This window comes from Pantoea sp. USHLN298, from assembly GCF_037149395.1.
GTDB classification, from domain to species: Bacteria; Pseudomonadota; Gammaproteobacteria; order Enterobacterales; family Enterobacteriaceae; genus Pantoea; species Pantoea astica.
Genome location: NZ_JBBCRO010000002.1, coordinates 328,579 through 354,532, shown reverse-complemented (window position 1 = coordinate 354,532; position 25,954 = coordinate 328,579). Strand labels below are relative to the sequence as shown.

The following is a 25,954-nucleotide window of genomic DNA, read 5'->3' as shown; positions in this document are numbered from 1 at the left end:
AGCTGGCGGTCAGTGACACTGTGCCTGACCGCCAGATGTCCGGCTAGTCGCTGGGTTGCTGGTTAGCACGCCCGGCAGGTAGTGGACGCGAATTGCCGTCATTATCTACCGCGACATAGATAAAGACCGCTTCGGTGGCACAGTAGGTCTGACCAATCGGTTCAGACGACACCTTCTTGATCCAGACTTCGACATTGATGGTCATTGAGCTGTTACCAGTACGGATACAGCGCGCATGACAGCTAACCACGTCGCCCACCGCCACCGGTTTCAGAAAGGACATGCCATCAACCCGCACCGTCACGACCCGGCCTTCAGCAATCTCTTTAGCCAGAATGGCTCCGCCCATATCCATCTGTGACATCAGCCAGCCGCCAAAGATATCGCCGTTGGCGTTGGTGTCTGCTGGCATGGCTAACGTACGTAACACCATTTCGCCTTGCGGCAATTTATGTTTTTCGCCCATTGCTTTCATTTCTTCTGCAGGTGATCGCTAAAAAAATGCCCGGCGTACCGGGCAGAGTGATTATTTTTGTTGTTGTTGCGGCATCTGTCGCCAGATGTAGAGCCCGCTAATCAGGGTAAACAGTAAGGTGAGGCCGGTCAGACCAAACACCTTAAAGTTAACCCAAAACGCCTGAGATAACCAAAAGGCAACGTAGATATTCACCAGGCCGCAGACCAGGAAAAACAGCGCCCAGGCAGTGTTAAGCCGACGCCAGACCGGATCGGGCAACTGTAACTCTTTGCCCAGCATGCTCTGGATCAGCGTCTGCTTCATAAACCACTGGCTGTAGAGCAGCGCAACGGCAAACAGACTGTAGATCACCGTCACTTTCCACTTAATAAATTCATCGTTGTGGAACACCAGGGTCAGCGTGCCAAATACGGCGACCAGCACAAAGGTGAAAATGGTCATCTTCTCCAGCTTACGATAGAGCAACCAGCTGACCACTAAAGCCAGACCGGTCGCGACAATCAGCGCGCCTGAGGCAACAAAGATGTCGTACAGCTTGTAGAAGATGAAAAAGACCACCAAAGGGAGAAAATCGAGTAACTGCTTCATAGTCATTCCAGTCAGGGCTGAATTGGGGACCAATGCGCCCGCAGGCGCACCGCTCATCAACGTAACAGCATATAAAGCCGGTAGAGATAGATGATTAACATGGCCGAAACCAGGTTACCTGCAGCGGTAAAGATCACTGAGGAAACGTTCATCGGCAGCACGGTCAGCGATGAGAAAAACAGCATCACCACCACTTTTGCCAGCAGCCAGAGAAGAATGGCGGGCGCGATCAGCTTCGCATTCTTCCAGGCCATTCGCATACTGGCACGCATGGCGGCGAACACGCCGATCTTCTCGCTCGCCAGCATCACCGGCGCCAGCGACAACAGAATCGTCAGCAGAATACCCGGCACCACCAGAACCATAAAGCCCAGCTGCGCCACCAGCGTGATCAGGAAGGTCAGCAGTAACAGCTTTGGCAGTAAAGGCGCAGAGGCGCCAATGGCACGCAGCGCACTGACCCGCTGACCGGAAGAGACCATCGGGATCAGAGACAACATCCCGCCGAGTAACAGCGTATTACCCACCAGCGCCGCGAACGTCCCCGCCGCGGAGGCGCGCAGCAGCACCTGCTGCTGTTCAGGTGACATATTCTGCACCATCTCAAACAACGAACTGGCACTGTCATCACCCTGCTGCAGAATCGCCATCTGATCGGCGCCAGGCGTCAGCACATGGACCAGCATAACGGTGATGAAAGCGGTCAACAGCGACATCAACAGTAAGGTGACCAGCTGATGGCGGGTAAAATTTCCTGTGTCACGGTATAACGAGCTTGCCGTGATAGACATGTACACTCCTTGGAGGAACCGGGTTAATTAACCCGGCGATTGTACATGTTCTGGCAGCTCGCGGGCACCCGGCGAGAGATAACTTTCTGTCATAACAGGTAAAGATGGGTGAAAAAGGGCGGGAAGACCGTAACGGGCGCGGGCGCGATCGCAGGCGTCATTGGCAACACCCTCTTCGCCCGACATCGCAAACTCCCGACAGGGCGTTGGCCGTTGCTCATAAATGCCGCAGGAGACGCAGCCGCCAATCTCGCCCTGCAGGGCGACGCAGCGCGGCGCACGATCGTTGGTGCCGCGCATATTACGCATCAGCAGGCTCAGCGGTTCGGTTAATTCGGTTGGCACCAGGCCGCCAGCATCGTCGGCTTCAGCCCAGTAAAAAGAGACACGGAAATGGGCGCAGCAGGCGCCACAGCTGACACAAGGATTAGAGGTTTCGCTCATTTGATCACCCGCCACTCCTGAGGCATCGAACCAAAATCAACAATCAGAAACAGCAAAATAAGCCGGACAAAATTTTTCAGCAAGGGGAATTTCCCGATGTCAGCCACGGCCAAAATTGATCTAAATCAATCCATTGTTTTTTAAGTAATTTATATCAACCGAACAGAGTGCAATTTTCTGTAAATCACGTTAAATCTTTGCCAACAAAAAAATGATGACGTTGGATACATTTACCTTTAGCAAAGGAGTGATGATGAAACTGGCAAAATGCGCGATGCTGCTGGCTCTGGCTTTACCACAACTGGCAATGGCCCATGAAGCGGGCGACTTCTTTATGCGTGCCGGCAGTGCAACGGTACGTCCGACCGAAGGCTCTGATAATGTCCTTGGCATGGGGGAGTTCAGCGCCAGCAACGATACCCAGCTGGGCCTGACCTTTACCTATATGGCAACCGACAATATCGGGGTTGAACTGCTGGCTGCCACGCCGTTCCGTCATAAAGTTGGACTGGGTCCGACCGGCACCCTGGCCACGGTACGCCAGTTACCGCCGACGCTGATGGCGCAATACTATTTCTTCGACAGCAAAAGCAAAGCGCGCCCCTATGTTGGCGTCGGTATCAACTACACCACCTTTTATGATGCGGACTTTAATCAGACCGGCCGTGATGCGGGACTCACCGATCTGAGCGTCAAAGATTCATGGGGTGTCGCGGGCCAGGTCGGTCTCGATTATCAGATTAACCGCGACTGGATGCTGAATGCGTCGGTGTGGTACATGGATATTGATACTGAGGTGAAATTTAAGGCGGCAGGCGAACAGCAGAATATTAATATGCGTATCGATCCCTGGGTCTTCTTCTTCGGGGCAGGCTACCGCTTCTGATGAGAAAAAGGCCGCTGAGTCAGCGGCCTTTTTGATCATGACAGCCGGTATTACTTAATCTGCATGTTGTTAACTACGGACTTCACGCCCGGCACGCTGCGCGTAACCTGTACGGCACGATTAGCCATCTGTGGCGATGAGACAAAACCGCTCAGCTGAACTTTACCTTTAAAAGTTTCTACGTTGATTTCAGTCGATTTCAGCGAGTCATCTTTCAGCAGTTCACCTTTCACTTTGGTGGTGACCACGGTGTCATCAATATAGCCACCGGTACCCTCTTTGGTCGCGGTTGGCGCACAGGCGCTCAGTGCCAGCGCAACCACACCTGCCATCAACGCACCCGCCACAACTTTAAATAATTTCATTGCTTTCTCTCCCTGTCACAAATTGGATGCGACGTTACCGTAACGGCGCTCTGACATTGTGGTGCAGATTTTGCAAAAAGGGCAAATGGCGGGATGTAAAAAAAGGAAAGAAATCATGCCTTATCGTGTGATAAGGCATGATGGCGAGATTAACGGCTGGCGGCTTTCAGGCTGCTGACGAAGTTTTTCAGTTCGCGCAGCATCACCTCAGGTTCCGCATGATTTTTTTCAATGATCCGGACGATGGCCGAGCCGGAGATGGCACCTGCGGCACCGGCGGCGATGGCTTCTTTCACCTGCGACGGTTCAGAGATACCGAATCCCTGCAGCGGCGGGGCCGCGTTGTATTCACGCAGCTTTTCGATCAGGTGCTGCAGCGGCAGGCTGGCGCGGTTGTCCGCGCCGGTAACGCCAGCCCGAGAGAGCAGGTAGGTATAGCCGCGCCCGTGTGAAGCGATTTCCCGCAGCAGCGTATCGCTGGCGTTCGGCGGGCAGATGAAGATCGGTGCCACACCATGACGCAGCGCTGCCTGACGGAACGGAGCGGACTCTTCCACCGGGACGTCAGCCACCAGCACCGAATCCACACCGGCTTCTGCGCAGCGGGCATAAAACGCATCCACGCCGTTGGTGAACACCAGATTGGCGTACATCAGTAAACCGATCGGCAGGTCCGGATATTTACGGCGAATGGTCGCCAGCATTTCAAAACACTGCTGAGTATTGGTGCCCGCCGCGAAGGCGCGCAAGGTCGCATTCTGAATCGTCGGGCCGTCAGCCAGCGGATCGGAGAAAGGAATGCCTAACTCCAGCGCATCTGCACCGCCTTCCACCAGCGCGTCAATGACCTGCAGTGAAAGCGCCGGTGACGGATCGCCGAGCGTGACGAAAGGCACAAAGGCCCCTTCGTTACGGGCTGAAAGACGTTTAAACAGTTGATCGTAACGTTCCATCAGATTTCTCCCTGCGCGGTCAGAATGTCGTGAACGGTGAAAATATCTTTATCGCCGCGGCCGGAGAGGTTAACCACCACCAGCTGCTCTTTGTCCGGCTCGGCCTGAATCATCTTCAGGGCGTGGGCCAGCGCATGTGACGACTCCAGCGCCGGAATGATCCCTTCAGCACGACACAGCTGTTTAAAGGCGGCCAGCGCCTCATCATCGGTAACCGAGACATATTCGGCGCGACCAATGCTGTTCAGGTGCGCATGTTGCGGTCCCACTGACGGGAAATCCAGCCCGGCAGAGATCGAGTAAGATTCTTCGATCTGGCCATCTTCGGTCTGCATCATCGGGGCTTTCATACCGAAATAGATGCCGACGCGGCCATGCTTCAGCGGTGCGCCATGCTCGCCGGTTTCAATGCCGTGACCCGCCGGTTCAACGCCGATCAGTTTCACGCTGGTTTCATCGATAAAGTCAGCGAACATGCCGATGGCATTCGAACCGCCACCGACGCAGGCGATGATGGCGTCGGGCAGACGACCCTCTTTTTCCAGGATCTGCTTTTTCGTCTCTTCGCCGATCATCCGCTGAAACTCCCGCACAATGGTCGGGAACGGATGGGGACCGGCGGCGGTGCCAAGCATATAGTGGGCGGTTTCGTAGCTGCCAGACCAGTCGCGCAGCGCTTCGTTACAGGCATCCTTCAGGGTCGCTGAACCACTGTGTACCGGGATCACTTCCGCGCCCATCAGACGCATACGGAATACGTTAGGAGACTGACGCTCAACGTCTTTGGCACCCATGTAGATGCGGCATTTCATGCCGAGCAGGGCGCAGGCCAGCGCTGAGGCAACACCGTGCTGTCCGGCACCGGTTTCGGCGATAATCTCGTTCTTACCCATGCGTTTGGCTAACAGCGCCTGACCCAGTACCTGATTGGTTTTGTGCGCGCCGCCGTGCAGCAGATCTTCGCGCTTCAGGTAGAGCCGGGTTTTGGTACCTTTCGTCAGGTTCCTGCACAGCGTCAGGGCGGTAGGACGACCGGCATAGTTCTTCAGCAGGTCGGTAAATTCCGCCTGAAACTCAGGATCTTTTTGGGCATCGACAAACGCTTCTTCCAGCTGGCGCAACGCTGGCATCAGGATCTGCGGAACATACATCCCGCCAAATTCGCCAAAGTAGGGATTCAGTAACGTCATTTTTCATCTTCCTTTTTCAGGCCCGCCGTTGAGCAGGCCAGGCAAATCAGTAGGCGCGCAGTGTCTGAAACACCGCCGCGATTTTACGGGCATCTTTAATGCCGGGCGCACTTTCCACCCCGGAGTTGAAGTCGAGACCGGCACAGCCCAGCTGCGCGGCTTCAACACAGTTATCCGCGCTCAGGCCACCGGCCAGCAGCACATCATTCAGCGTCTGGCCCTGCAACAGTGACCAGTCAAAGCGCTCACCGGTCCCGCCGTCGCCGTTATCAAACACGTAGCGATCGACGTGCGGCCAGTTGCGCTCGGGTAAGACGCCTTCAATGCGCAGCGCTTTCCAGATTTCGATCCCGGCGGGCAGCGCCGCGCGCAGTTCGGTGACGAAATCGGGCGTTTCCTGACCGTGCAGCTGGACGGCTGACAGCGACAGGGCGGTCGCTTCAGTGACAACGTCACTAACGGAGCTGTTACGGAACACGCCGACGTAGCGCAGTGGTGCGCCAGCCATCACCGTCCGGGCGGTCCCGGTATCAATCTGACGCGGTGAGCCGGCGGCGAAAATCAGTCCGCCATAGATGGCACCAGCTTCATACGCGGCGCGAGCATCTTCCGCTCGGGTCAGACCGCATACTTTGTTGGCGCCGAGCGTAACCCGGCGCACCGCAGCGGTCAGATCGGGCTCTTCCATCAGGGCCGAGCCAATCAGGAAGCCGTTAGCAAAGTGGCTGAGCTCGCGAATGTCGGCGTAGCTGTTAATGCCGGATTCGCTGATCACCGTCACGCCGTGCGACAGGCGCGGAGCCAGCTGACGGGTACGGTTCAGATCGATCGACAGATCGCGCAGATCGCGGTTGTTGATCCCGACCACTCTGGCCTGTAACGCTATGGCGCGCTCCAGCTCCTCTTCATTACTGACCTCGGTCAGGATACCCATCTTCAGGCTGTGGGCGACGGCTGCCAGCTGACGATACTGTTCATCATCCAGCACCGATAACATCAGCAGAATCGCATCTGCCTGATAGTAACGCGCCAGATAGATCTGATACGGGTCGATGATAAAGTCTTTGCACAGCACCGGCTGGGTGATAGCGGCGCTGACGATCGGCAGAAACGCGAAGTCGCCCTGAAAGTATTTCTCATCGGTCAGCACCGACACCGCGGATGCATAGTGGCGATAGACTCCGGCAATGGCGGCCGGGTCGAAATCCTCACGAATAATGCCTTTTGAGGGCGACGCTTTTTTACACTCCAGAATAAACGCGGTGCGCGCGCCCTGTAGTGCATCATAAAAATGACGGCTGGCAGGTTCAATGCTGTTCTGAAAGGTAGAAAGAGGCTGCTGCTGCTGACGCGCTGCGACCCAAATCGCTTTGTCCTGCACAATTTTTTCTAACACGGTACCTTGCATGGTTATCCTCTTGCTGCCAGAGCGACCACGCGCTCGTAAGCCTGTCCACTGCGGATAGCGTTGAGCGCACGCTGTGCATTTTCACGCAGATCTTCATGACCGAAAACTTTAAGCAGCATCGCCACATTCACGGCGACCGCTTCCTCATGGGCCTGCTGGCCATTACCCTGGAGTAAAGCCGTGAGAATGTCACGATTTTCTTCCGGCGTGCCGCCAGCCAGCGCCTCCCTGGGATGGAAGCCAAAACCGAAGTCTTCTGGCGACAGCTGATAGCGGGTGATCTCCCCGTCACGCAGCTCAGCGACGTGGGTAACATCATGCAGCGCCACTTCATCCATTCCACCGCCATGCACCACGGCGGCACGCTGATAACCCAGCACTTTCAGGGTCTGCGCAATCGGCATCACCAGCTCGGGGCTGTACACGCCAATTACTGCCAGCGGCGGGCGCGCCGGATTAATCAGCGGGCCCAACACGTTAAACAGCGTCCGGGTTTTCAGCTGCTGACGCACCGGCATAGCGTGGCGAAATCCGGTGTGGTACTGCGGCGCAAACAGGAAACAGACGTTAAGATCGTCCAGCGCCTGTCTTGCCTGTTCAGCCGGCATATCCAGATTGATGCCAAACGCAGCCAGCAGATCGGAAGAGCCGGACTTGCTGGAAACGCTGCGGTTACCGTGCTTCGCCACTTTCAGGCCGCAGGTCGCCGCCACGAATGCGCTGGCGGTAGAAATATTGATGCTGTTACTGCCGTCGCCGCCGGTCCCGACGATATCGGCAAAGGTGTAGTCGGGGCGCGGGAAGGGTTTCGCATCTTCCAGCAGCGCGGTCGCCGCACCGGCAATCTCTTCCGGCGTTTCGCCCCGGACTTTCATCGCAATCAGCGCCGCCGCCAGTTGGGTTGGCTCCAGCTGACCGGTAATGATTGCGCTGAACAGCTGATGACTCTCAGCCTGATCCAGCGTCTGCGCCTGGTAAAGTTTTTCCAGTGTCTGTTGCATAGTCATTCTCCCTGTTACTTCGCCAGCGCCCAGGCCAGCGTCTGCTCAAGCAGTCGCGCGCCCTGAGTGGTCAGGATGGATTCAGGATGGAACTGGAACCCGCATACCCGGTCGGTTTCGTGACGCACCGCCATCACCATGCCGTTGTAGCTGGCATTGACGGTGAGCTCATCCGGCGTGTTGCTGCCGACCAGTGAGTGATAGCGCGCCACCGGCAGCGGATTGCTCAGTCCGGCAAACATCGCCTCGCCATCGTGAACCACCGCGGACGCTTTCCCGTGCAGGATCTCGCCAGCCTGACCAACGTGACCGCCATATTCTTCAACAATCGCCTGATGGCCGAGGCAGATACCGATAATCGGCAGACGTCCGCGCAGCGCCCGCAGCAGTTCCGGCATACAGCCAGCCTCTTTTGGCGCGCCAGGGCCTGGTGACAGCATCAGCACCGGATTTTCCATCCGTTGCAGGTGTTCGATTAACAGCGCGGCCGGCAGGTTGTTGCGGTAGATCACCACGTTATGACCAAAGGTCCGCAGTTGATCGACCAGGTTATAGGTAAATGAGTCGATGTTATCGAGCAGCAGAATATCGGCCATCAGAAGATCTCCTTGCAGTGATGGGCAGTGGCAATGGCGCGCAGCACGGCGCGGGCTTTATTGCGGCTCTCATCGGCTTCCGCCTGCGGATTCGAGTCCAGTACCACACCGGCGCCCGCCTGCACGGTCGCGACGCCGTCTTCTACATAAGCCGAGCGAATGACGATACAGGTATCGAGATCGCCATTGGCGGTAAAATAACCGACCGCACCGCCGTAACTGCCGCGGCGGGTGCCTTCGGCCGCGGCGATCAGCTGCATGGCGCGGACTTTCGGCGCACCGCTCAGCGTGCCCATGTTCATACAGGCGCGATAGGCGTGCAGCACATCCAGATCCTCGCGCAGGGTGCCAACCACGCGCGACACCAGGTGCATGACAAAGGAATAGCGGTCAACTTTAGTCAGGTCTGCCACATAGCGACTGCCCGGCACACAGATACGCGCCAGATCGTTACGCGCCAGGTCGACCAGCATCAGGTGCTCCGCCAGCTCTTTATGATCGGTGCGCATCTCCAGCTCAATGCGGCTGTCGAGATCGCGATCCAGCGAACCGTCTGGTTTACGTCCGCGTGGACGGGTACCGGCAATCGGGTAGATCTCAATCTGTCGCGAGCTGGCGTCATACTTCAGCGAACTTTCCGGGGACGCGCCAAACAGGGCGAAGTCCTGATCCTGCATGAAAAACATATAGGGGCTGGGGTTGCTGTTTTTCAGCGTGTCGTAAGCCGCCAGCGGTGAAGGACAGGGCAGTGAGAAGCGGCGCGATGGCACCACCTGGAAGATTTCGCCGATGCGAATCGCCTCCTGCATGGTGCGCACTACCTCACAATACTCCTCGTCGCTCTGGCTGGTGGTCAGGCTCATCTGATCCACCGTCTGAACCGGCAGGGCAGGCGCGGGCTGCAGCATCTGGCCATGCAGCTGCTCAATGCGGCGTTGCAGGCGCTGAAATTCACTGGTGGACGGGCAGAACAGGCTGGCCTGCAGTCGCGCGCTGCGGGTCTGGTGATCGATCACCAGCAGCGTTTCCGCCAGATAAAAGCAGTAATCCGGGCAGCGCTGCTGATTATCCAGCGCGGGCAGGGTTTCAAATCCGGCGACCAGATCATAGGCAAACAGGCCACCTAACAGCACGGCTTCCCGCTCGTCGGCGGGGGAATTAACCAGCTGGGGGATCAGACGCAAGGCATCAAACACCGACAGCGCCTGCAGACGCGCATCTTCATCCTGCTGCCCGGCGGTCGGCGGGAAAGTGAGTTCGCGGCCATCGGGACGGACCTGATTCTCCACCGAGTCCGGCAGCGCGGCGTCAAGCAGCGGCAGCAGCGCGCGACCATTTTCCGACAGCGCCTGTAAGGTCACCTTGTTGTCCAGCGCGCTGATACGCAGTGCGCTGTCGACAATCAGCAGGCTTTTGAGATTCTTTTTGCTGTCGATATCAGCAGATTCAAGCAGCAGGGTTGCCGGACGTGCGCCGCATAACTGATGAAACACTGCGGCCGGATCTTCGCGATAAGGCGCGTTGCCGGTAATCAACTTCACTGTAGGTTTCGCAATTGGCATGATGATTTCTCTGAATTTCGCTCAAAAAAAAGCCCGCTCGGTGGCGGGCTCAGGTATCTGCACAGCGTTTACGCAAAGTGTGCACGACCACGTCGCCCGTGTTCGGGAACATCGCGCCACCAACCGTTAAAATGCGTGATTACAACAGCCATGATTGAATACCCGTTACGTGTGAACTTGTGTACTAGTTAACGGGTTCAGGGCGGAAATGTCAATACACTTTTTCACTGACGGCTAAAATCGTTATCATGCTGGCCGGTTTAGTTTCCAGCAGGAGTTCTCTTGAGCGATATCGCCCGTTTCCCGGTCTATGATTTACACAGCCACACGCGGGCTTCCGATGGCTTACTGACGCCTGCGGCGCTGGTACAGCGCGCGGTTGAGATGCGCGTAGGCGTACTGGCGATCACCGATCACGACAGCGTCGCCGGCGTGGAAGAAGCGCAGCAAACGGCTATCGATCAGGCCTTGCCGATAAAGGTGCTGGCGGGCGTTGAAGTCTCCACCCTGTGGGAGAATCATGAAATTCATATCGTGGGATTAAATATTGATATCCGTCATCCGGCGCTGGTCAGCTTTCTCGCCGGACAGCACGCCTGCCGACAGGCGCGCGCGGAACAGATTGCCGAGCGGCTGGAAAAAGCGCGCATTCCGGGCGCGCTGGCGGGTGCAATGCGGCTGGCCGATGGCGGCGTCATCACCCGTGGTCACTTCGCCCGCTTTCTGGTGGAGCAGGGCAAAGCGGATAACATGGCGCAGGTATTCAAAAATTATCTGGCGCGCGGCAAAACCGGCTACGTCCCGCCACAATGGTGTACAATTAAACAAGCTATTGATGCGATTCATCATTCTGGCGGTTGCGCGGTACTGGCGCATCCCGGACGCTATGGCTTATCGGCGAAATGGTTAAAGCGACTGGTGGCCCATTTCCGTGAAGCCGGTGGCGATGCGATGGAAGTCGCCCAGTGCCAGCAGGCACCGAATGAGCGTACCCAACTGGCGCAATACGCCAGAGACAATGCGCTGGCCGCATCACAAGGTTCTGATTTTCATCAACCCTGCCCGTGGATTGAACTGGGCCGCAAGTTATGGCTGCCCGCGGCGGTTGAGCCGGTCTGGGAACGCTTCCCGGCACTGGCACCCGCTCAGCTCTCCACGGAAAGGTGACACGAGGTTTCTATGAGTCAATTGTTTCACATCCATCCCGATAACCCACAGCCACGTCTGATTAATCAGGCGGTGGACTACCTTAATAAAGGCAGCGTCATCGTCTATCCGACCGATTCCGGTTATGCGCTGGGCTGTCGACTGGAAGAGAAGGGCGCGATGGAGCGCATCTGCCGTATCCGGCAGTTAGACGGGAATCACAACTTTACCCTGATGTGCCGGGATCTCTCCGAGCTTTCCGTTTACTCTCAGGTCGGTAACTCCGCCTTTCGGTTGCTGAAAAACAACACGCCCGGTAACTACACCTTTATTCTCAAGGCGACCAAAGAGGTGCCGCGTCGTTTGATGAATGACAAGCGGAAAACCATCGGGCTGCGCGTGCCGTCAAATCCGGTGGCGCTGGCGCTGCTGGAGGCGCTGAATCAGCCAATGATGTCCACCTCGCTGATTCTGCCGGGCAATGACTTTACCGAGTCTGACCCGGAAGAGATTCAGCACAGCATCGGCAAGCTGGTCGATCTGATTATCGACGGCGGCACGCTGGGGCAACAGCCGACCACGGTGGTCGATTTAACCACCGATGCGCCGGCAATTGTGCGTGAAGGCGTAGGCGATACCCGTCCATTCCTGTAAGGCAGCGGACTCAGGCACCGCGAGTCGGTGTCTGGGCCAGATTGCTCTGCAGCCAGGCTTTAAACTGGCCGTACGGAATATAAAGTGAAACGTCTTTGAGGATCACTTTCCCGTTACGGCCATTCTTAATGGCATCAGAATAACCGACAATCACGCCGCCCAGTGTCTCATCACTGTTATAAACACCGCCGCCTGACATTCCCTGCACGACGCCAGCATTAGAGGCCATTGCCATACAGGGACTTTTATTCCAGCCATTGCGAATAGTGGTGCGGGCTAAATTAACCCCTTTAGATTCAACCGGCAGTGCGGAAATAAAACTGTATCCGTACATTTTTATCGGATCGCCAATATCGCTACTGCGGAAGCGGGTTAAGGTGCCGGGATCATTCTTATGATAAATAATCGCCAGGTCGCAATAAGGATGGTAAGACTTAACGCGCTGCACGGCGGTTTTCGCGACGTGGGCGGCGGTCAGGCTATATTCTGGTGTAAGCGGAATGCTGGTGCCAAGGGTACCCAGACCGAGAATCGTCGGAATGCCGGTCACGCTCATATCTACGTGCTGCATCGCCGTACGACTGTACTCAGTATGGCCCACGGAACACCCGGTCAACGCCAGCGCGGCAAACGCTGGGCACAGAAAGAGGTTTCTCATGATGGTATTCTTTTTTCAGGCATGTCGTGAAAATCCCTGGTGAAGACTTCTGACATGCAATCAAGGTTCATCACTGAACCGTATTAACGCAACAACTCCGGATGCGCCGGTTTATTGGATTAATCTAAAAAGGCTATTTTTGTTAATGAATCATTAAAATTTAATTTTTATCGCGAACTTATTTTACTGCCAGCTCTGCGTTTTTTAACTGCTTCAGTCACAAAGTGTACACCTATAATTTTTCTGTACAATTAATTAAAACTTATCTAATTAAAATGCCCTGAAAAATAAGGTAATAAACAAATCTGCCTTGGGGTTAAGCTACTAATTTTCATTTAACACAGGGTATATGACAGTTAAACTCAATTCTGTGGTGTTTTGTGCTGAATTGCAGAATGAACATAGATGAAACGGTGTGCCTGTAAAGTGATGGAAGTGTAAGATACCGTGAATGTTTTTCCTGCTGACAGATTGCTTGGTTTTGTAACATAGTTCAGAAAATTTAAATTTCGCCAACTATAAAGTTTTTGAAAACCCGGTTTTATTCACCACCTTTACTTATTATATCGCCCGCGATGGAGTGTCCGCCGCGGCTGGCGCAGCGGGCGGAAAGTTAACCGGAACCGGCTATCCTTTATTTGACTCCGTTAACCACAAAGCGCGTTACATCAGGGGTGAATGTCTGTATAATGGGCCAAACTTTTTAAGTTAACCTATTGATTTAAAAAGATTTCCCACCCTACCGTGACGCCTGGGAAGGCGACAAAGAGGAAGCTCAATGAGCGAGAAGTTACAGAAAGTGTTAGCGCGTGCCGGTCATGGTTCGCGTCGTGAAATCGAATCGATGATTGCTGCCGGTCGCGTCAGCGTCGATGGTAAAATTGCCACCCTCGGTGACCGTGTCGAAAGCAGCAAATCCCTGAAAATCCGTATTGATGGCCATCTGGTCTCCATCGCCGAGTCGGCGGCGGAAGTCTGCCGGGTGCTGGCGTATTACAAGCCGGAAGGCGAGCTTTGTACGCGTAGCGATCCGGAAGGCCGTCCAACCGTATTTGACCGTCTGCCACGCCTGCGCGGTTCGCGCTGGATTGCTGTCGGCCGTCTGGATGTGAATACCTGCGGTTTAATGCTGTTCACCACCGACGGTGAACTGGCGAACCGCCTGATGCACCCAAGCCGTGAAGTTGAACGTGAATACGCGGTGCGCGTGTTTGGTCAGGTCGACGACGACAAAATTCGTCAGCTGAGTAAAGGCGTTCAGCTGGAAGATGGCCCGGCGGCGTTTAAAACCCTGCGTTTTGGCGGCGGTGAAGGCATCAACCAGTGGTACAACGTCACCCTGACAGAAGGACGTAACCGTGAGGTGCGTCGTTTATGGGAAGCGGTGGGTGTGCAGGTGAGTCGTCTGATGCGCGTGCGCTACGGTGATATTACCCTGCCAAAAGGCCTGCCTCGCGGCGGCTGGACCGAGCTGGACCTGCCGGCCGTCAACTACCTGCGCAACCTGGTTGGCATGGATGACGAAACGGTGACCAAGCTGGTGGTAGAAAAAGATCGTCGCCGCACCAAAGCTAACCAGATCCGTCGTGCGGTGAAGCGCCACAGCAAAGTGAGCAGCACGCCACGTGCGCCACGTCGCAATCCGGGCAGCAAACGTAACTCCGGTTAATTCCGATTCCGTTGCCTGATTGCTAAAAACGCAGCCCTGGGCTGCGTTTTCTTTTTCTGCTACCAGTCAATGCCCTGTTGCGCCTGAATGCCGGCATCAAAGGCGTGCTTCACCGGCCGCATTTCAGTTACGGTGTCTGCTATCTCCAGGATGCTGCGATGACAGCCGCGTCCGGTGATGATAACGCTTTGGCTGGCGGGACGCTGTTGCAGGGCAGTAAGCAGCTCCTCCAGCGGCAGGTAATCCATGCTGATCATGTAGGTGATCTCATCCAGGATCACCAAATCCAGCGACGGGTCCGCCAGCATCCGTCTGGCGTGCTGCCAGACCGCCAGACAGGCGATAGTATCGGTTTCCCGATTCTGCGTTTCCCAGGTAAAACCGGTCGCCATCACCTGAAACTCGACGCCATGCTGTTCCAGCAGGTTGCGCTCGCCGTTCGGCCAGTCCCCTTTAATAAACTGAATCGCGCCGACGCGCTTATCATGACCACAGGCGCGCAGGGCAGTACCAAAGGCGGCCGTGGTTTTGCCTTTACCGTTGCCGGTAAAGACCATCAGGATGCCACGCACCTCACTGGCCGACGCGATGCGGGCATCGACCTGCTCTTTGAGCCGCTGCTGACGTTGCTGATGGCGATCGTCGGCCATTATTCCGCCGCTCCCGGCTTCCGGCCCGGCTGAGCATCAAAACTGATACCGGTTTTGCGCCGGCTGTCGTCGCCCATGACATAAAGGTAGAGCGGCATCAGATCGGCAGGGGTTTTCAGCTTGTCAGCATCTTCCTGTGGAAACGCACTGGCGCGCATCTTAGTGCGTGTCCCGCCGGGATTGATGCAGTTAACCCGCAGCGCGTGGTTTTTATACTCATCGGCCAGCACCTGCATCATGCCTTCGGTCGCAAACTTGGAGACCGCATAGGCGCCCCAGCCCGCGCGACCGGTGCGGCCGACGCTGGAGGTGGTAAACACCAGCGAGCCCGATTCCGATTTCAGCAGCAGCGGCAACAACGCCTGGGTCAGAAAGAAGGTGGCATCCAGATTGATTTTCATCACCTGCTGCCAGATCTGCGGGTCCAGTTCAGCCAGCGGCACAATTTCGCCCAGAATGCCGGCATTGTGCAGCACGCCATCAAGATGGGAGAACTGCTGTGTCAGCTGGTGAGCCAGTTGCTGACAGCGTTCAGGCGTGGCATCCGCCAGGTCAAACACCAGCGAATGAGCAGGGCGTTTGTTGAGTTGATTAATCGTCTGTTCGACCTGTTGCAGCTTGTCGGCGTTGCGGCCCATCAGGATCACTTCAGCGCCATAGCGGGCGTAAGTCAGCGCCGCTTCGCGCCCAATACCGTCAGACGCGCCGGTGACCAGGATAATGCGATGGTTGAGCAGGTCGCTTTTCGGTTGATAATGCACAGCGGGATCCTCCAGCGAAAACAGCATGATTCCGCTTTATGCCTGAATTTGCGAATTGGCGCAATCGCCAACCGGCGCATTCTGTGCCAGCTGCTGGCATTTCAGGCGACTGATGGGGGCAAAACCGTTAAACTAGCCCATTGTCTCTAATTCTCTGTTTACTAAGGCGACACAATGGATCTTCTTTCGAGTTATGGACTGTTTTTAGCAAAAGTGGTGACGCTGGTCATCGCGATCGCGGCAATTGTGCTGATTGTGATGAATGCCGCGTTGCGCAAACGGGGTCAGAGCGGTCAACTGCGGCTGACGCATCTGGGTGAGGACTACACCCAGATGAAAGAGGACCTGCAGCTGGCGAAGATGAAACCGCAGGCGCAAAAAGTGTGGCTGAAAAACCATAAAAAGGCAGAAAAGCTAAAAGCGAAGGCGGAAAAGCGGGCGGCGAAGCAGGGTGAAAGTGAGGTGAGTAAACCCACGCTTTACGTGCTCGATTTCAAAGGCAGCATGGATGCCAGCGAAGTCACCTCGCTGCGTGAAGAAGTTTCAGCGGTGCTGGCTGTCACCCAGCCGGGCGATGAAGTGCTGCTGCGGCTGGAAAGCCCTGGTGGCGTGGTACATGGTTACGGCCTGGCCGCATCTCAGCTGCAGCGTCTGCGCGATCACGGTCTGCACATCACCGCGGCGGTGGATAAAGTGGCGGCCAGTGGCGGCTACATGATGGCCTGCGTGGCCGATCGTATCGTGGCGGCGCCATTTTCAATTATCGGTTCGATCGGCGTTGTGGCGCAGATCCCTAACTTCAATCGCCTGTTGAAGCGCAACGACATTGATGTGGAACTGCATACCGCTGGCCAGTATAAGCGGACCCTGACCCTGTTTGGCGAAAACACCGATGAGGGCCGGGAAAAGTTTCAGGAAGATCTGAATGAAACCCATCTGCTGTTTAAGCAGTTCGTTCATCAGATGCGCCCGACGCTGGATATCGATAAAGTGGCGACCGGCGAGCACTGGTATGGTCGGCAGGCGCTGGATCTTGGCCTGATTGATGAAGTTGGCACCAGCGACGATCTGATTATTCGTCAGATGGATCGCTTTAATGTGCTGGGCGTGCATTACGCCCGTCGTCGCAAGATGATTGACCGTGTCACACACAGTGCCGGATCGGTCGCCGAGCGGCTGCTGCTGAAACTCTGGCAGCGCGGCGAGAAGCCACTGCTCTGACACCCGGCCCGGCCTGTGTCTGAGACTGGTCAGTTATGTTTAAATTTGCAAAGGCTGTCACGGTCAGACGTGGCAGCTTTTTTTTGCGCCAGCGTGCCGGAGTGCGGGCCTGAGCACCTCTGCTGCTGCCGGGCCGTCCTCGCGCCGCTGCGCGGTACCTTCGGCTTTGACGTCGTGCCGACGAACCGTTCGGGGATCGGCCCTCCCTGGCCGGCCCCGAACTCTCCACGCTTCCCGGCGTGGCGTTCTGGCCCGGCGTCACGCCTCAGCGCTGCGGATAGCCCTTTCAGCAGCAGAGGCGCTCAGGCCTTCACTATCGTGCCCTTTTTAACAGCACGCACTGAAGCCTCAGAGCAGGCTGGGGCCGATCAGGGGCAGGCAATCCGCAGCGCTGAACAGAATGAGTCTGCCAGGAGAGCCCGCAGGACGCGGGCGAAAGGCGGGGCGGCACAGGATGTGCCATCCCCGGCGGTCCGTGAGGCAGAGGAATGACGTGAAGGAACCGCGCAGCGGCGCGAGGACCGCCAGCACCTGAGCGGTACCAGACTGCGTTATCACAGGTCGCTTCACTGACGAGCATCAGGCCTCTGTGCCTGGTGTTTTATTCCAGATGGTATTGCGAAGATAATACAACGGCTAAATGTTTAAACACGTTGAACACCGCCGTGGTTCTGGCGGTGGGCAGTTCATCGGCATCCAGAAAAAACGGGCCGCGAAACACCAGCACGTTACCCTGCTGACTCACATCATCCGCCTGCATACCGGCAAAATAATCGTCGTGCACTTTAATCAGCGCATTGGCCTTTTCCAGCAATGCCTGGCGTGAAATAGGCTGGGTTATTGTCTTCATTGTTTGCTCCTTTTTTGACAGCACCTTAATCCTTTCTATATTACTTGCGTGTCCCATTGTGTGACAAATCGACGTAACGGCTGAAAAGTTGGCGGAAATTTATCCTGAGTGCTAATTAAGTTGCGTAACAGATTTTATCAGGTAGAGTGTGGGCGATTCCGATTTCAGGGGTTTTGCACCGGGATGTGTGATTATGTCAGATGGAAAAAGCGCTCTTTATCATGCAGTTGCATAACGCCACGTCGTCTGATCTGAGATTGACCCCTCCGCCTTGAAATGTTAAACAGGCGCAGCAATATTGAACCCAATGGGTTTTTGGGCATCCAATCCTCTCCCGTTAAGCAGGATGTTTTCATTAGGTAAAGGTAAATATGGGTAAAGCACTCGTTATTGTTGAGTCCCCGGCAAAGGCTAAAACAATCAATAAATACCTCGGCAGTGACTACGTGGTTAAATCCAGCGTGGGTCATATCCGGGATCTGCCGACCAGTGGTTCAACCGCCAAAAAAAGTGCTGACGCCTCGACAGATAAAAAAGTCAAAAAAGTTAAAAAAGATGAGAAAGCGGCACTGGTCAGCCGGATGGGCGTTGATCCTTACCACGGCTGGGAAGCGGACTATCAGATCCTGCCTGGCAAAGAGAAAGTGGTTGCCGAGCTTAAAGCGTTAGCGGCCAGCGCTGACCACATCTATCTCGCAACGGACCTTGACCGCGAAGGGGAAGCCATTGCCTGGCACCTGCGGGAAGTGATCGGTGGCGACGAAAAGCGTTTCAGCCGCGTGGTGTTTAACGAAATCACCAAGAATGCGATTCGTCAGGCGTTTGAAAAGCCGGGCGAACTGAATATCGATCGGGTTAATGCTCAGCAGGCGCGTCGTTTTATGGACCGCGTGGTGGGCTATATGGTGTCTCCGCTGCTATGGAAGAAAATCGCCCGTGGCCTCTCCGCCGGACGGGTGCAATCCGTTGCCGTGCGACTGGTGGTGGAGCGTGAGCGCGAGATCAAAGCGTTTGTACCAGAAGAATACTGGGAAATTAACGCTGCGCTGACCACGCCAAAAGGCGACGAGCTGTCAATGGACGTCAGCCACAAAGGTGACAAGCCATTCCGCCCGGTCAATCGCGACGAGACCTATGCGGCCGTTTCGCTGCTGGAAAAAGCGCGCTACGAGATTGTCGATCGTGAAGATAAGCCGACCAGCAGCAAGCCGGGCGCGCCTTATATCACCTCAACCTTGCAGCAAGCCGCCAGTACCCGTCTCGGCTTTGGCGTGAAGAAAACCATGATGATGGCGCAGCGCTTGTATGAAGCGGGCCACATTACCTATATGCGTACCGATTCGACCAACCTGAGCCAGGATGCGGTCGCCATGGCGCGCGGCTATATCGAAAGCCACTTCGGCAAGAAATATCTGCCTGAAGCGGCCAACACTTACGCCAGCAAAGAGAACTCGCAGGAAGCGCACGAAGCGATTCGTCCTTCTGATGTGGAAGTGGTGGCGGAACAGTTAAAAGATATGGAAGCGGATGCGCAAAAACTCTATCAGCTGATCTGGCGCCAGTTTGTTGCCTGTCAGATGATGCCAGCGCAGTATGATTCCAGCACCATTACCGCAGTGGCAGGTGATTTTAAGCTCAAGGCCAAAGGCCGTACGCTGCGTTTCGACGGCTGGACCAAAGTGATGCCGGCGCTGCGTAAAAACGATGAAGATCGGACGTTACCGGCCGTTAAAGTGGGCGACGTGCTGGATCTGCAGCAGTTGCAGCCGGGCCAGCACTTTACCAAACCTCCGGCGCGCTTCAGCGAAGCCTCGCTGGTACGTGAACTGGAGAAACGCGGTATTGGTCGTCCATCGACTTACGCGGCGATTACCTCAACCATCCAGGATCGCGGATATGTGCGGGTCGAGAACCGCCGTTTCTATGCGGAGAAAATGGGTGAGATTGTCACCGATCGGCTGGAAGAGAACTTCCGCGAGCTGATGAACTACGATTTCACCGCTCACATGGAAAACAGCCTCGATCAGGTCGCCAATAATCAGGCGCAGTGGAAAGCGGTACTGGACAACTTCTTCAGCGATTTCACTCAGCAGCTTGAGCGGGCAGAGAAAGATCCTGAAGAGGGCGGCATGCAGCCGAACCAGATGGTGCTGACCTCGATTGACTGCCCGACCTGCGGCCGCAAAATGGGTATTCGTACCGCCAGCACCGGGGTGTTCCTCGGCTGTTCAGGCTATGCGTTACCGCCGAAAGAGCGCTGCAAGCAGACCATCAACCTGATTCCGGAAAATGAAGTTCTGAATATTCTGGAAGGGGATGACGCTGAAACCAACGCCCTGCGCGCCCGTCGTCGTTGCCAGAAGTGTGGCACGGCCATGGACAGCTACCTGATCGATAACGAGCGTAAACTGCACGTCTGTGGTAACAACCCGGAATGTGACGGCTACGAGATCGAACAGGGTGAGTTCCGCATTAAAGGCTATGACGGCCCGGTGGTAGAGTGTGAGAAATGTGGTTCCGAGATGCACCTGAAAATGGGACGCTTCGGCAAGTACATGGCCTGTACCAACGACGAGTGTAAAAACACCCGTAAGATTCTGCGTAATGGCGAAGTGGCTCCGCCGAAAGAAGATCCGGTCCCGCTGCCTGAACTGGCGTGCGAGAAGTCGGATGCCTATTTCGTGCTGCGCGACGGTGCTGCCGGGGTCTTCCTGGCCGCTAACACCTTCCCGAAATCGCGCGAAACCCGTGCGCCGCTGGTGGAAGAGTTGCAGCGCTTCAGCGATCGTCTGCCAGAGAAGCTGAAATACCTGGCCGAGGCGCCGGCGACCGATCCGGAAGGGAATAAAACCCTGGTCCGTTTCAGCCGCAAAACCAAACAGCAGTATGTCTCCTCTGAAAAAGAGGGCAAAGCGACCGGCTGGTCTGCCTTCTATATTGATGGCAAATGGCAGGAAGCGAAGAAGTAATCCTCACAGGCCAGCGCTCGCTGGCCTTTTTCTGAGCCTTATACCAATCCGTTCTACAATCACACTTAAAATGATATAGTTGTTATAGCATTTCCGACTTTTCCTGATGCATGGCTTTTCTTCACCCTGTTAAGGCGACAATACGTCAACCGGGGATGCGACTCTGTAACTTACCGGGACGGAACAGATATGAAATTACAGCAGTTGCGCTATATCGTCGAAGTGGTTAACCACAATCTGAATGTCTCTTCGACGGCGGAAGGACTCTATACCTCGCAGCCTGGCATCAGTAAACAGGTGCGGATGCTGGAAGATGAGCTGGGCGTTCAGATCTTCGCCCGCAGCGGTAAACACCTGACGCAGGTCACGCCAGCCGGTGAAGAGATTATCCGTATTGCGCGTGAAGTGCTTTCTAAAGTGGATGCGATCAAATCGGTCGCCGGTGAACATACCTGGCCGGACAAAGGATCGCTCTATGTGGCCACCACGCATACGCAGGCACGCTATGCGCTGCCGGGCGTGATTAAAGGCTTCATTGAACGTTATCCGCGGGTATCGCTGCATATGCATCAGGGCTCACCGACGCAGATTGCAGAAGCGGTGTCGAAAGGGAATGCTGATTTTGCGATCGCGACTGAGGCGCTGCATCTCTACGACGATTTAATTATGCTGCCGTGCTACCACTGGAACCGGGCGATAGTGGTGACATCAGATCATCCGCTGGCTGGAAAAGGGCAGGTGACTATTGAGGAGCTGGCGGAATATCCGCTGGTCACCTATACCTTCGGCTTTACCGGCCGCTCCGAACTGGACACGGCATTTAATCGTGCCGGTTTAACCCCACGGATTGTTTTTACGGCCACCGATGCTGACGTGATTAAAACCTACGTAAGATTAGGCCTGGGCGTGGGTGTGATTGCCAGCATGGCGGTTGACCCGGTTTCCGATCCTGATCTGATTCGTATTGAAGCGGCGGATATCTTTACTAACAGCACCACCAAGATTGGCTTCCGCCGCAGTACCTTCCTGCGCAGCTATATGTATGACTTCATTCAGCGCTTTGCACCGCACCTGACGCGGGACGTGGTCGATACCGCCGTGGCGTTACGCTCAAACGAAGACATTGAGGCAATGTTTAAAGACATCAAGCTGCCGTTTAAGTAACGTTGAAAACCAACAGGATTTTTCCGGGCTGCCTCTGGCAGCCTTTTTTATTGCTAGCGGTTAGCGCCAGATAAGATTCAAAATTTTTTATTATTTTTTTGTAAATGAAACATCGGTCACATGTTTTCGGATTGATCTTCCTTAAATGCGAATTACTACACATTTTTTACTTTGCCGCTTTGCGACTCGCCAGGAATATTCCCATACTCCAGTTAAGACCTGATGGAAAGCCGGTAGATATCAGGTTCTGTAATCCGCTCTTTAGTTTTGAATGGTCCTGATTTGAAATTAAGTCAAATTTACAATGTGATCGTTTAATTAAAAGTTTGTTCCGCGGTTAATGATTTCACACGTTATTGGGCCTTATTGATTAATAGCGTTAATCGTTTTACTCAATAAAAATAACTGGATTTTTGGCCTTAACGCGTTTAGGATTCCTCCTAAATCTTAATCGTTGTTATCAATCATTTTGTTGAGAGTGATTATCAAAAACTATGAATACACGACTGACTGTACAACCGGGCTTCCCGGCTAAAAGCACCAAGGTTGAGCGCACTGGCAATACTCGTCGTAAAGCCTGGCTGACCGTATTCGCTGCCTCAGCGCTGTTCTGGGTGGTTGTTGCATTAATGATCTGGCGTATCTGGGGCTAAAGCCATGTGGGCAAATACACTCAGCCATAAACGTTCTTTGACTGCGCGTCAGCACAAGCCGGCTTCCTGCAAAGGAAAAGAGCCGCTTGCAAAGGACGAAAAAGTGTCTATCCCCGATTCCTGGGATTTGAGTGATAACCAGCGACACTTTATCGAGTCGTTCCTGGACCCTAAAACCAAATAACGCTGTTCGCTGTACCGTTTATTTTCTTTCTGCTCTTCTTACCGGTCTTTCCGGCGGGCAAATTAAAAGCCCATCTCCACACTCAGTGACACAAACGGGTTTCATCTCTATATCGGATGAACGCAGGCCTTTGTACGCCCATTCTGGCGAAGGAGTGAACGCAATGAATATCATAAAAATGTCCTGGCTTAGCGCTTATGCCTTCTGTTTCGCGTTCTGGTCCGCGGCGGTGTGGATTACCCTCTGATTTAAATTAAATCACCTCTTTCTGATGCCCTGTCTCCGGACGGGGCATTTTCGTTACGGCCGATTGTAGCAATTTGTGTTGTAATCAAAACGTTAACGAAATTGTGGTCTATCTTTAACATAAACCTTTAACTCTCTGAGGTTTAAAGACCACGATTATAAAGGAGGAGCTATGTCGTCTACCCTACGCGAGCAGAGTCAGGAAATACTGCAGGTCGACAATAAAAACTACCACATCTTCAGTCTTCCCCATGCTGCTCAACATCTCGGCAATATTGACCGCCTACCCAAATCCCTGAAAGTTTTACTGGAAAACCTGTTGCGCTGGCAGGATGGCGAATCCGTCACTGCGGAAGATATTCAGGCGCTGGTTGACTGGCAAAAAGATGCGCATGCCGATCGGGAGATTGCTTACCGTCCTGCCCGGGTATTAATGCAGGACTTTACCGGCGTGCCCGCCGTGGTTGATCTGGCGGCGATGCGCGAAGCGGTAAACCGGCTGGGCGGCGATGTCGCGAAGGTGAATCCGTTATCGCCGGTTGATCTGGTGATTGACCACTCGGTCACCGTTGACCATTTTGGCGATGATGACGCATTCGAACAGAACGTCCAGCTGGAGATGGAACGTAACCATGAACGTTACGTTTTCTTACGCTGGGGTCAGAAAGCCTTTGATAAATTCCGCGTGGTTCCGCCGGGCACCGGCATCTGCCATCAGGTCAACCTGGAATATCTCGGTAAAGCGATCTGGCATGAAACCCTGAATGGCGAAGAGTATGCCTGGCCGGACACGCTGGTTGGTACCGACTCCCACACCACCATGATCAATGCGCTGGGCGTGCTGGGCTGGGGCGTAGGCGGCATTGAAGCGGAAGCGGCGATGCTCGGTCAGCCGGTTTCGATGCTGATTCCGGATGTGGTGGGGTTCAAACTCACCGGTAAGCTCCGGGCGGGGATCACCGCAACCGACCTGGTCCTGACCGTTACCCAGATGCTGCGTAAGCACGGCGTAGTGGGTAAATTCGTCGAGTTCTACGGTGACGGGCTGGCCGATCTGCCGCTGGCCGACCGCGCCACCATTGCCAATATGGCACCGGAATATGGTGCAACCTGTGGTTTCTTCCCGGTGGATGAAGTGACCCTGAGTTACATGACGCTGACCGGACGCGAAGCTGAGCAGGTCGCGCTGGTAGAAGCCTATGCCAAAGCGCAGGGCCTGTGGCGTAATCCGGGCGATGAACCGCGTTTCACCAGTACCCTGGCGCTGGATATGAGCGAGGTTGAATCGAGCCTGGCCGGCCCGAAACGCCCGCAGGATCGCGTCTCTCTGGGCGACGTGCCGGCAGCGTTTGACGCCAGCAATGAGCTGGAGGTCAATCACGCGCAGAAGCCGCACAAAACCGTCGACTATACCGACAGTGACACCGGACTCAGCCATACGCTTACCGATGGCGCAGTGGTGATCAGTGCTATTACCTCCTGCACCAACACCTCAAACCCCAGCGTGCTGATGGCTGCCGGTTTGCTGGCGAAGAAAGCCGTTGAGCGCGGCCTGAAGCGGCAGCCCTGGGTGAAAGCCTCGCTTGCGCCAGGCTCTAAGGTGGTTTCCGATTATCTCGCGGTCGCACAGCTGACCCCTTATCTGGATAAGCTGGGCTTTAATCTGGTCGGCTACGGCTGTACCACCTGTATCGGTAACTCGGGTCCGCTGAAAGATGAAATTGAATCGGCGATCAAGGAAGGCGATCTCACGGTAGGCGCGGTGCTGTCAGGCAACCGTAACTTTGAAGGCCGTATCCATCCGCTGATCAAAACCAACTGGCTGGCCTCACCGCCGCTGGTCGTGGCTTACGCGCTGGCGGGTAACATGAAGATCAACCTGCAAACTGACCCGATCGGGCACGATCGCAGTGGCCAGCCGGTCTATCTGAAAGATATCTGGCCATCACCGGAAGAGATCTCCACTGCGGTGCAGCAGGTGACCAGCGACATGTTCCACAAAGAGTACGCCGAGGTGTTTGACGGGACGCCGGAATGGCAGGAGATCAAGGTAAGTGAAGCCGCGACCTATGACTGGGACGAAGGTTCAACCTACATTCGCTTGTCGCCATTCTTTGACGATATGGAGAAAGAGCCGAAGCCGGTGCAGGATATTCGCGGGGCACGGGTACTGGCGATGCTGGGCGACTCCGTCACCACGGACCATATCTCGCCAGCCGGCAGTATCAAGGCAGAAAGTCCGGCGGGACGTTATCTGCTGTCGCACGGCGTTGAGCGCAACGATTTCAACTCATACGGTTCTCGTCGCGGTAACCACGAAGTGATGATGCGTGGCACCTTTGCGAACATTCGTATCCGTAATGAAATGGTGCCTGGCGTGGAAGGCGGCTACACCCGTCACTATCCGAGTGGCGAGCAGCTGGCTATCTATGATGCCGCGATGAAGTATCAGGCGGAAGGCATTCCGCTGGCGGTGATTGCCGGGAAAGAGTATGGATCGGGCTCAAGCCGCGACTGGGCGGCCAAAGGACCGCGCCTGCAGGGCGTCCGGGTGGTGATTGCCGAATCCTTTGAACGTATCCACCGTTCGAACCTGATCGGCATGGGAATACTGCCGCTGGAGTTCCCACAGGGCGTAAGCCGTAAAACGCTGGGTCTGACCGGTGAAGAACATATTGACGTCGAAAACCTGAGCGCGCTGGCGCCGGGCTGCACGGTGAAAGTCACCCTGACCCGTGCCGATGGCAGTAAAGAGGAGCTGGATACCCGCTGCCGCATCGACACCGGTAACGAGCTGACCTATTACCGCAACGACGGTATTCTGCACTACGTCATCCGGAACATGCTGGACTAATAAAAAAGCCGGG

At 55.3% G+C, this 25,954-nt stretch carries 22 protein-coding genes, 1 pseudogene and 1 other annotated feature; of the genes and pseudogenes, 9 read left to right on the top strand and 14 right to left on the bottom strand.

The window, feature by feature from the left end:
- Positions 1 to 43: 43 nt before the first annotated feature.
- From yciA to WFK59_RS06270, 4 genes are read right to left on the bottom strand one after another with little or no spacing between them, the layout of a single operon-like run.
- Positions 44 to 466 (bottom strand): acyl-CoA thioester hydrolase YciA, encoded by a 423-nt coding sequence (yciA, locus tag WFK59_RS06285; protein WP_094120552.1) that lies wholly within the window; start codon positions 464 to 466, stop codon positions 44 to 46.
- 60 nt (positions 467 to 526) lie between these two features.
- Entirely contained in the window at positions 527 to 1,066 is a 540-nt protein-coding gene (locus WFK59_RS06280) for a septation protein A (protein ID WP_233988042.1), read from the bottom strand.
- A gap of 56 nt (positions 1,067 to 1,122) precedes the next feature.
- Positions 1,123 to 1,857, bottom strand: coding sequence for a YciC family protein (locus WFK59_RS06275; protein ID WP_233988043.1), 735 nt, complete (start codon positions 1,855 to 1,857; stop codon positions 1,123 to 1,125).
- Between the two features lie 27 nt (positions 1,858 to 1,884).
- Positions 1,885 to 2,301, bottom strand: a complete 417-nt coding sequence (locus WFK59_RS06270; RefSeq protein WP_233988044.1) for a YkgJ family cysteine cluster protein — start codon at positions 2,299 to 2,301, stop codon at positions 1,885 to 1,887.
- A 250-nt stretch (positions 2,302 to 2,551) separates the two neighbouring features.
- Here WFK59_RS06270 and ompW point away from each other — a divergent pair, with 250 nt between their 5' ends.
- Positions 2,552 to 3,187 carry an outer membrane protein OmpW gene (gene ompW / locus WFK59_RS06265; protein ID WP_233988045.1) on the top strand — a complete coding sequence of 212 codons (636 nt, stop codon included), beginning with the start codon at positions 2,552 to 2,554 and terminating at the stop codon, positions 3,185 to 3,187.
- Positions 3,188 to 3,237: 50 nt separating this feature from the next.
- Here ompW and WFK59_RS06260 read toward each other — a convergent pair whose 3' ends face one another.
- The 6 genes and pseudogenes from WFK59_RS06260 to WFK59_RS06235 all read right to left on the bottom strand — a co-directional run bounded on the left by WFK59_RS06260 (position 3,238) and on the right by WFK59_RS06235 (position 10,262).
- Positions 3,238 to 3,552, bottom strand: coding sequence for a BON domain-containing protein (locus WFK59_RS06260; RefSeq protein ID WP_233988046.1), 315 nt, complete (start codon positions 3,550 to 3,552; stop codon positions 3,238 to 3,240).
- A gap of 149 nt (positions 3,553 to 3,701) precedes the next feature.
- On the bottom strand, positions 3,702 to 4,505 hold the full coding sequence (trpA, locus tag WFK59_RS06255; RefSeq protein WP_233988048.1) for a tryptophan synthase subunit alpha: 804 nt from the start codon (positions 4,503 to 4,505) through the stop codon (positions 3,702 to 3,704).
- A complete protein-coding gene (gene trpB / locus WFK59_RS06250; protein ID WP_233988049.1) occupies positions 4,505 to 5,695 on the bottom strand; it encodes a tryptophan synthase subunit beta in 1,191 nt (396 codons plus the stop codon). Before trpB ends, trpA begins: the two co-directional genes overlap by 1 nt.
- A gap of 46 nt (positions 5,696 to 5,741) precedes the next feature.
- Positions 5,742 to 7,103, bottom strand: coding sequence for a bifunctional indole-3-glycerol-phosphate synthase TrpC/phosphoribosylanthranilate isomerase TrpF (gene trpCF, locus WFK59_RS06245; RefSeq protein ID WP_233988050.1), 1,362 nt, complete (start codon positions 7,101 to 7,103; stop codon positions 5,742 to 5,744).
- Between the two features lie 2 nt (positions 7,104 to 7,105).
- Positions 7,106 to 8,700, bottom strand: a pseudogene (trpD, locus tag WFK59_RS06240) (bifunctional anthranilate synthase glutamate amidotransferase component TrpG/anthranilate phosphoribosyltransferase TrpD).
- Positions 8,700 to 10,262: an anthranilate synthase component 1 gene (locus WFK59_RS06235; RefSeq protein ID WP_233988051.1), complete on the bottom strand. Its 1,563-nt coding sequence runs from the start codon at positions 10,260 to 10,262 to the stop codon at positions 8,700 to 8,702. Before WFK59_RS06235 ends, trpD begins: the two are co-directional and overlap by 1 nt.
- A gap of 23 nt (positions 10,263 to 10,285) precedes the next feature.
- Positions 10,286 to 10,390, bottom strand: a sequence feature (Trp leader region).
- Between the two features lie 154 nt (positions 10,391 to 10,544).
- Between WFK59_RS06235 and rnm the strand changes: the two genes are divergently transcribed.
- Positions 10,545 to 11,429, top strand: coding sequence for an RNase RNM (rnm, locus tag WFK59_RS06230; RefSeq protein WP_233988052.1), 885 nt, complete (start codon positions 10,545 to 10,547; stop codon positions 11,427 to 11,429).
- A 12-nt stretch (positions 11,430 to 11,441) separates the two neighbouring features.
- Positions 11,442 to 12,062 carry an L-threonylcarbamoyladenylate synthase gene (locus WFK59_RS06225; RefSeq protein WP_233988053.1) on the top strand — a complete coding sequence of 207 codons (621 nt, stop codon included), beginning with the start codon at positions 11,442 to 11,444 and terminating at the stop codon, positions 12,060 to 12,062.
- A 10-nt stretch (positions 12,063 to 12,072) separates the two neighbouring features.
- On the opposite strand, the gene WFK59_RS06220 is transcribed toward WFK59_RS06225, so the two are convergent.
- Positions 12,073 to 12,720: a serine protease gene (locus WFK59_RS06220; protein ID WP_233988054.1), complete on the bottom strand. Its 648-nt coding sequence runs from the start codon at positions 12,718 to 12,720 to the stop codon at positions 12,073 to 12,075.
- A 778-nt stretch (positions 12,721 to 13,498) separates the two neighbouring features.
- Between WFK59_RS06220 and rluB the strand changes: the two genes are divergently transcribed.
- Positions 13,499 to 14,389, top strand: a complete 891-nt coding sequence (gene rluB, locus WFK59_RS06215; protein ID WP_094120565.1) for a 23S rRNA pseudouridine(2605) synthase RluB — start codon at positions 13,499 to 13,501, stop codon at positions 14,387 to 14,389.
- Positions 14,390 to 14,448: 59 nt separating this feature from the next.
- Here rluB and cobO read toward each other — a convergent pair whose 3' ends face one another.
- Together cobO and WFK59_RS06205 are read right to left on the bottom strand one after the other, a co-directional pair.
- Positions 14,449 to 15,039 (bottom strand): cob(I)yrinic acid a,c-diamide adenosyltransferase, encoded by a 591-nt coding sequence (cobO, locus tag WFK59_RS06210; protein ID WP_336755317.1) that lies wholly within the window; start codon positions 15,037 to 15,039, stop codon positions 14,449 to 14,451.
- Positions 15,039 to 15,800: a YciK family oxidoreductase gene (locus tag WFK59_RS06205; RefSeq protein WP_336755316.1), complete on the bottom strand. Its 762-nt coding sequence runs from the start codon at positions 15,798 to 15,800 to the stop codon at positions 15,039 to 15,041. Before WFK59_RS06205 ends, cobO begins: the two co-directional genes overlap by 1 nt.
- Before the next feature lie 174 nt (positions 15,801 to 15,974).
- On the opposite strand from WFK59_RS06205, the gene sohB reads away from it, so the two are divergent.
- Positions 15,975 to 17,021: a protease SohB gene (gene sohB, locus WFK59_RS06200; RefSeq protein ID WP_233988057.1), complete on the top strand. Its 1,047-nt coding sequence runs from the start codon at positions 15,975 to 15,977 to the stop codon at positions 17,019 to 17,021.
- Positions 17,022 to 17,622: 601 nt separating this feature from the next.
- Here the strand turns inward: sohB and WFK59_RS06195 are convergent.
- Positions 17,623 to 17,871: a DUF2498 family protein gene (locus WFK59_RS06195; RefSeq protein ID WP_336755315.1), complete on the bottom strand. Its 249-nt coding sequence runs from the start codon at positions 17,869 to 17,871 to the stop codon at positions 17,623 to 17,625.
- A 371-nt stretch (positions 17,872 to 18,242) separates the two neighbouring features.
- Here WFK59_RS06195 and topA point away from each other — a divergent pair, with 371 nt between their 5' ends.
- From topA to acnA, 4 genes are all read left to right on the top strand, one after another.
- On the top strand, positions 18,243 to 20,840 hold the full coding sequence (gene topA / locus WFK59_RS06190; protein ID WP_233988059.1) for a type I DNA topoisomerase: 2,598 nt from the start codon (positions 18,243 to 18,245) through the stop codon (positions 20,838 to 20,840).
- A 189-nt stretch (positions 20,841 to 21,029) separates the two neighbouring features.
- Positions 21,030 to 22,004 (top strand): HTH-type transcriptional regulator CysB, encoded by a 975-nt coding sequence (gene cysB, locus WFK59_RS06185; RefSeq protein ID WP_233988060.1) that lies wholly within the window; start codon positions 21,030 to 21,032, stop codon positions 22,002 to 22,004.
- A gap of 494 nt (positions 22,005 to 22,498) precedes the next feature.
- Positions 22,499 to 22,657 (top strand): YmiA family putative membrane protein, encoded by a 159-nt coding sequence (locus WFK59_RS06180; RefSeq protein WP_071778593.1) that lies wholly within the window; start codon positions 22,499 to 22,501, stop codon positions 22,655 to 22,657.
- Positions 22,658 to 23,259: 602 nt separating this feature from the next.
- Positions 23,260 to 25,941 carry an aconitate hydratase AcnA gene (acnA, locus tag WFK59_RS06175; protein WP_233988062.1) on the top strand — a complete coding sequence of 894 codons (2,682 nt, stop codon included), beginning with the start codon at positions 23,260 to 23,262 and terminating at the stop codon, positions 25,939 to 25,941.
- Positions 25,942 to 25,954: the final 13 nt, after the last annotated feature.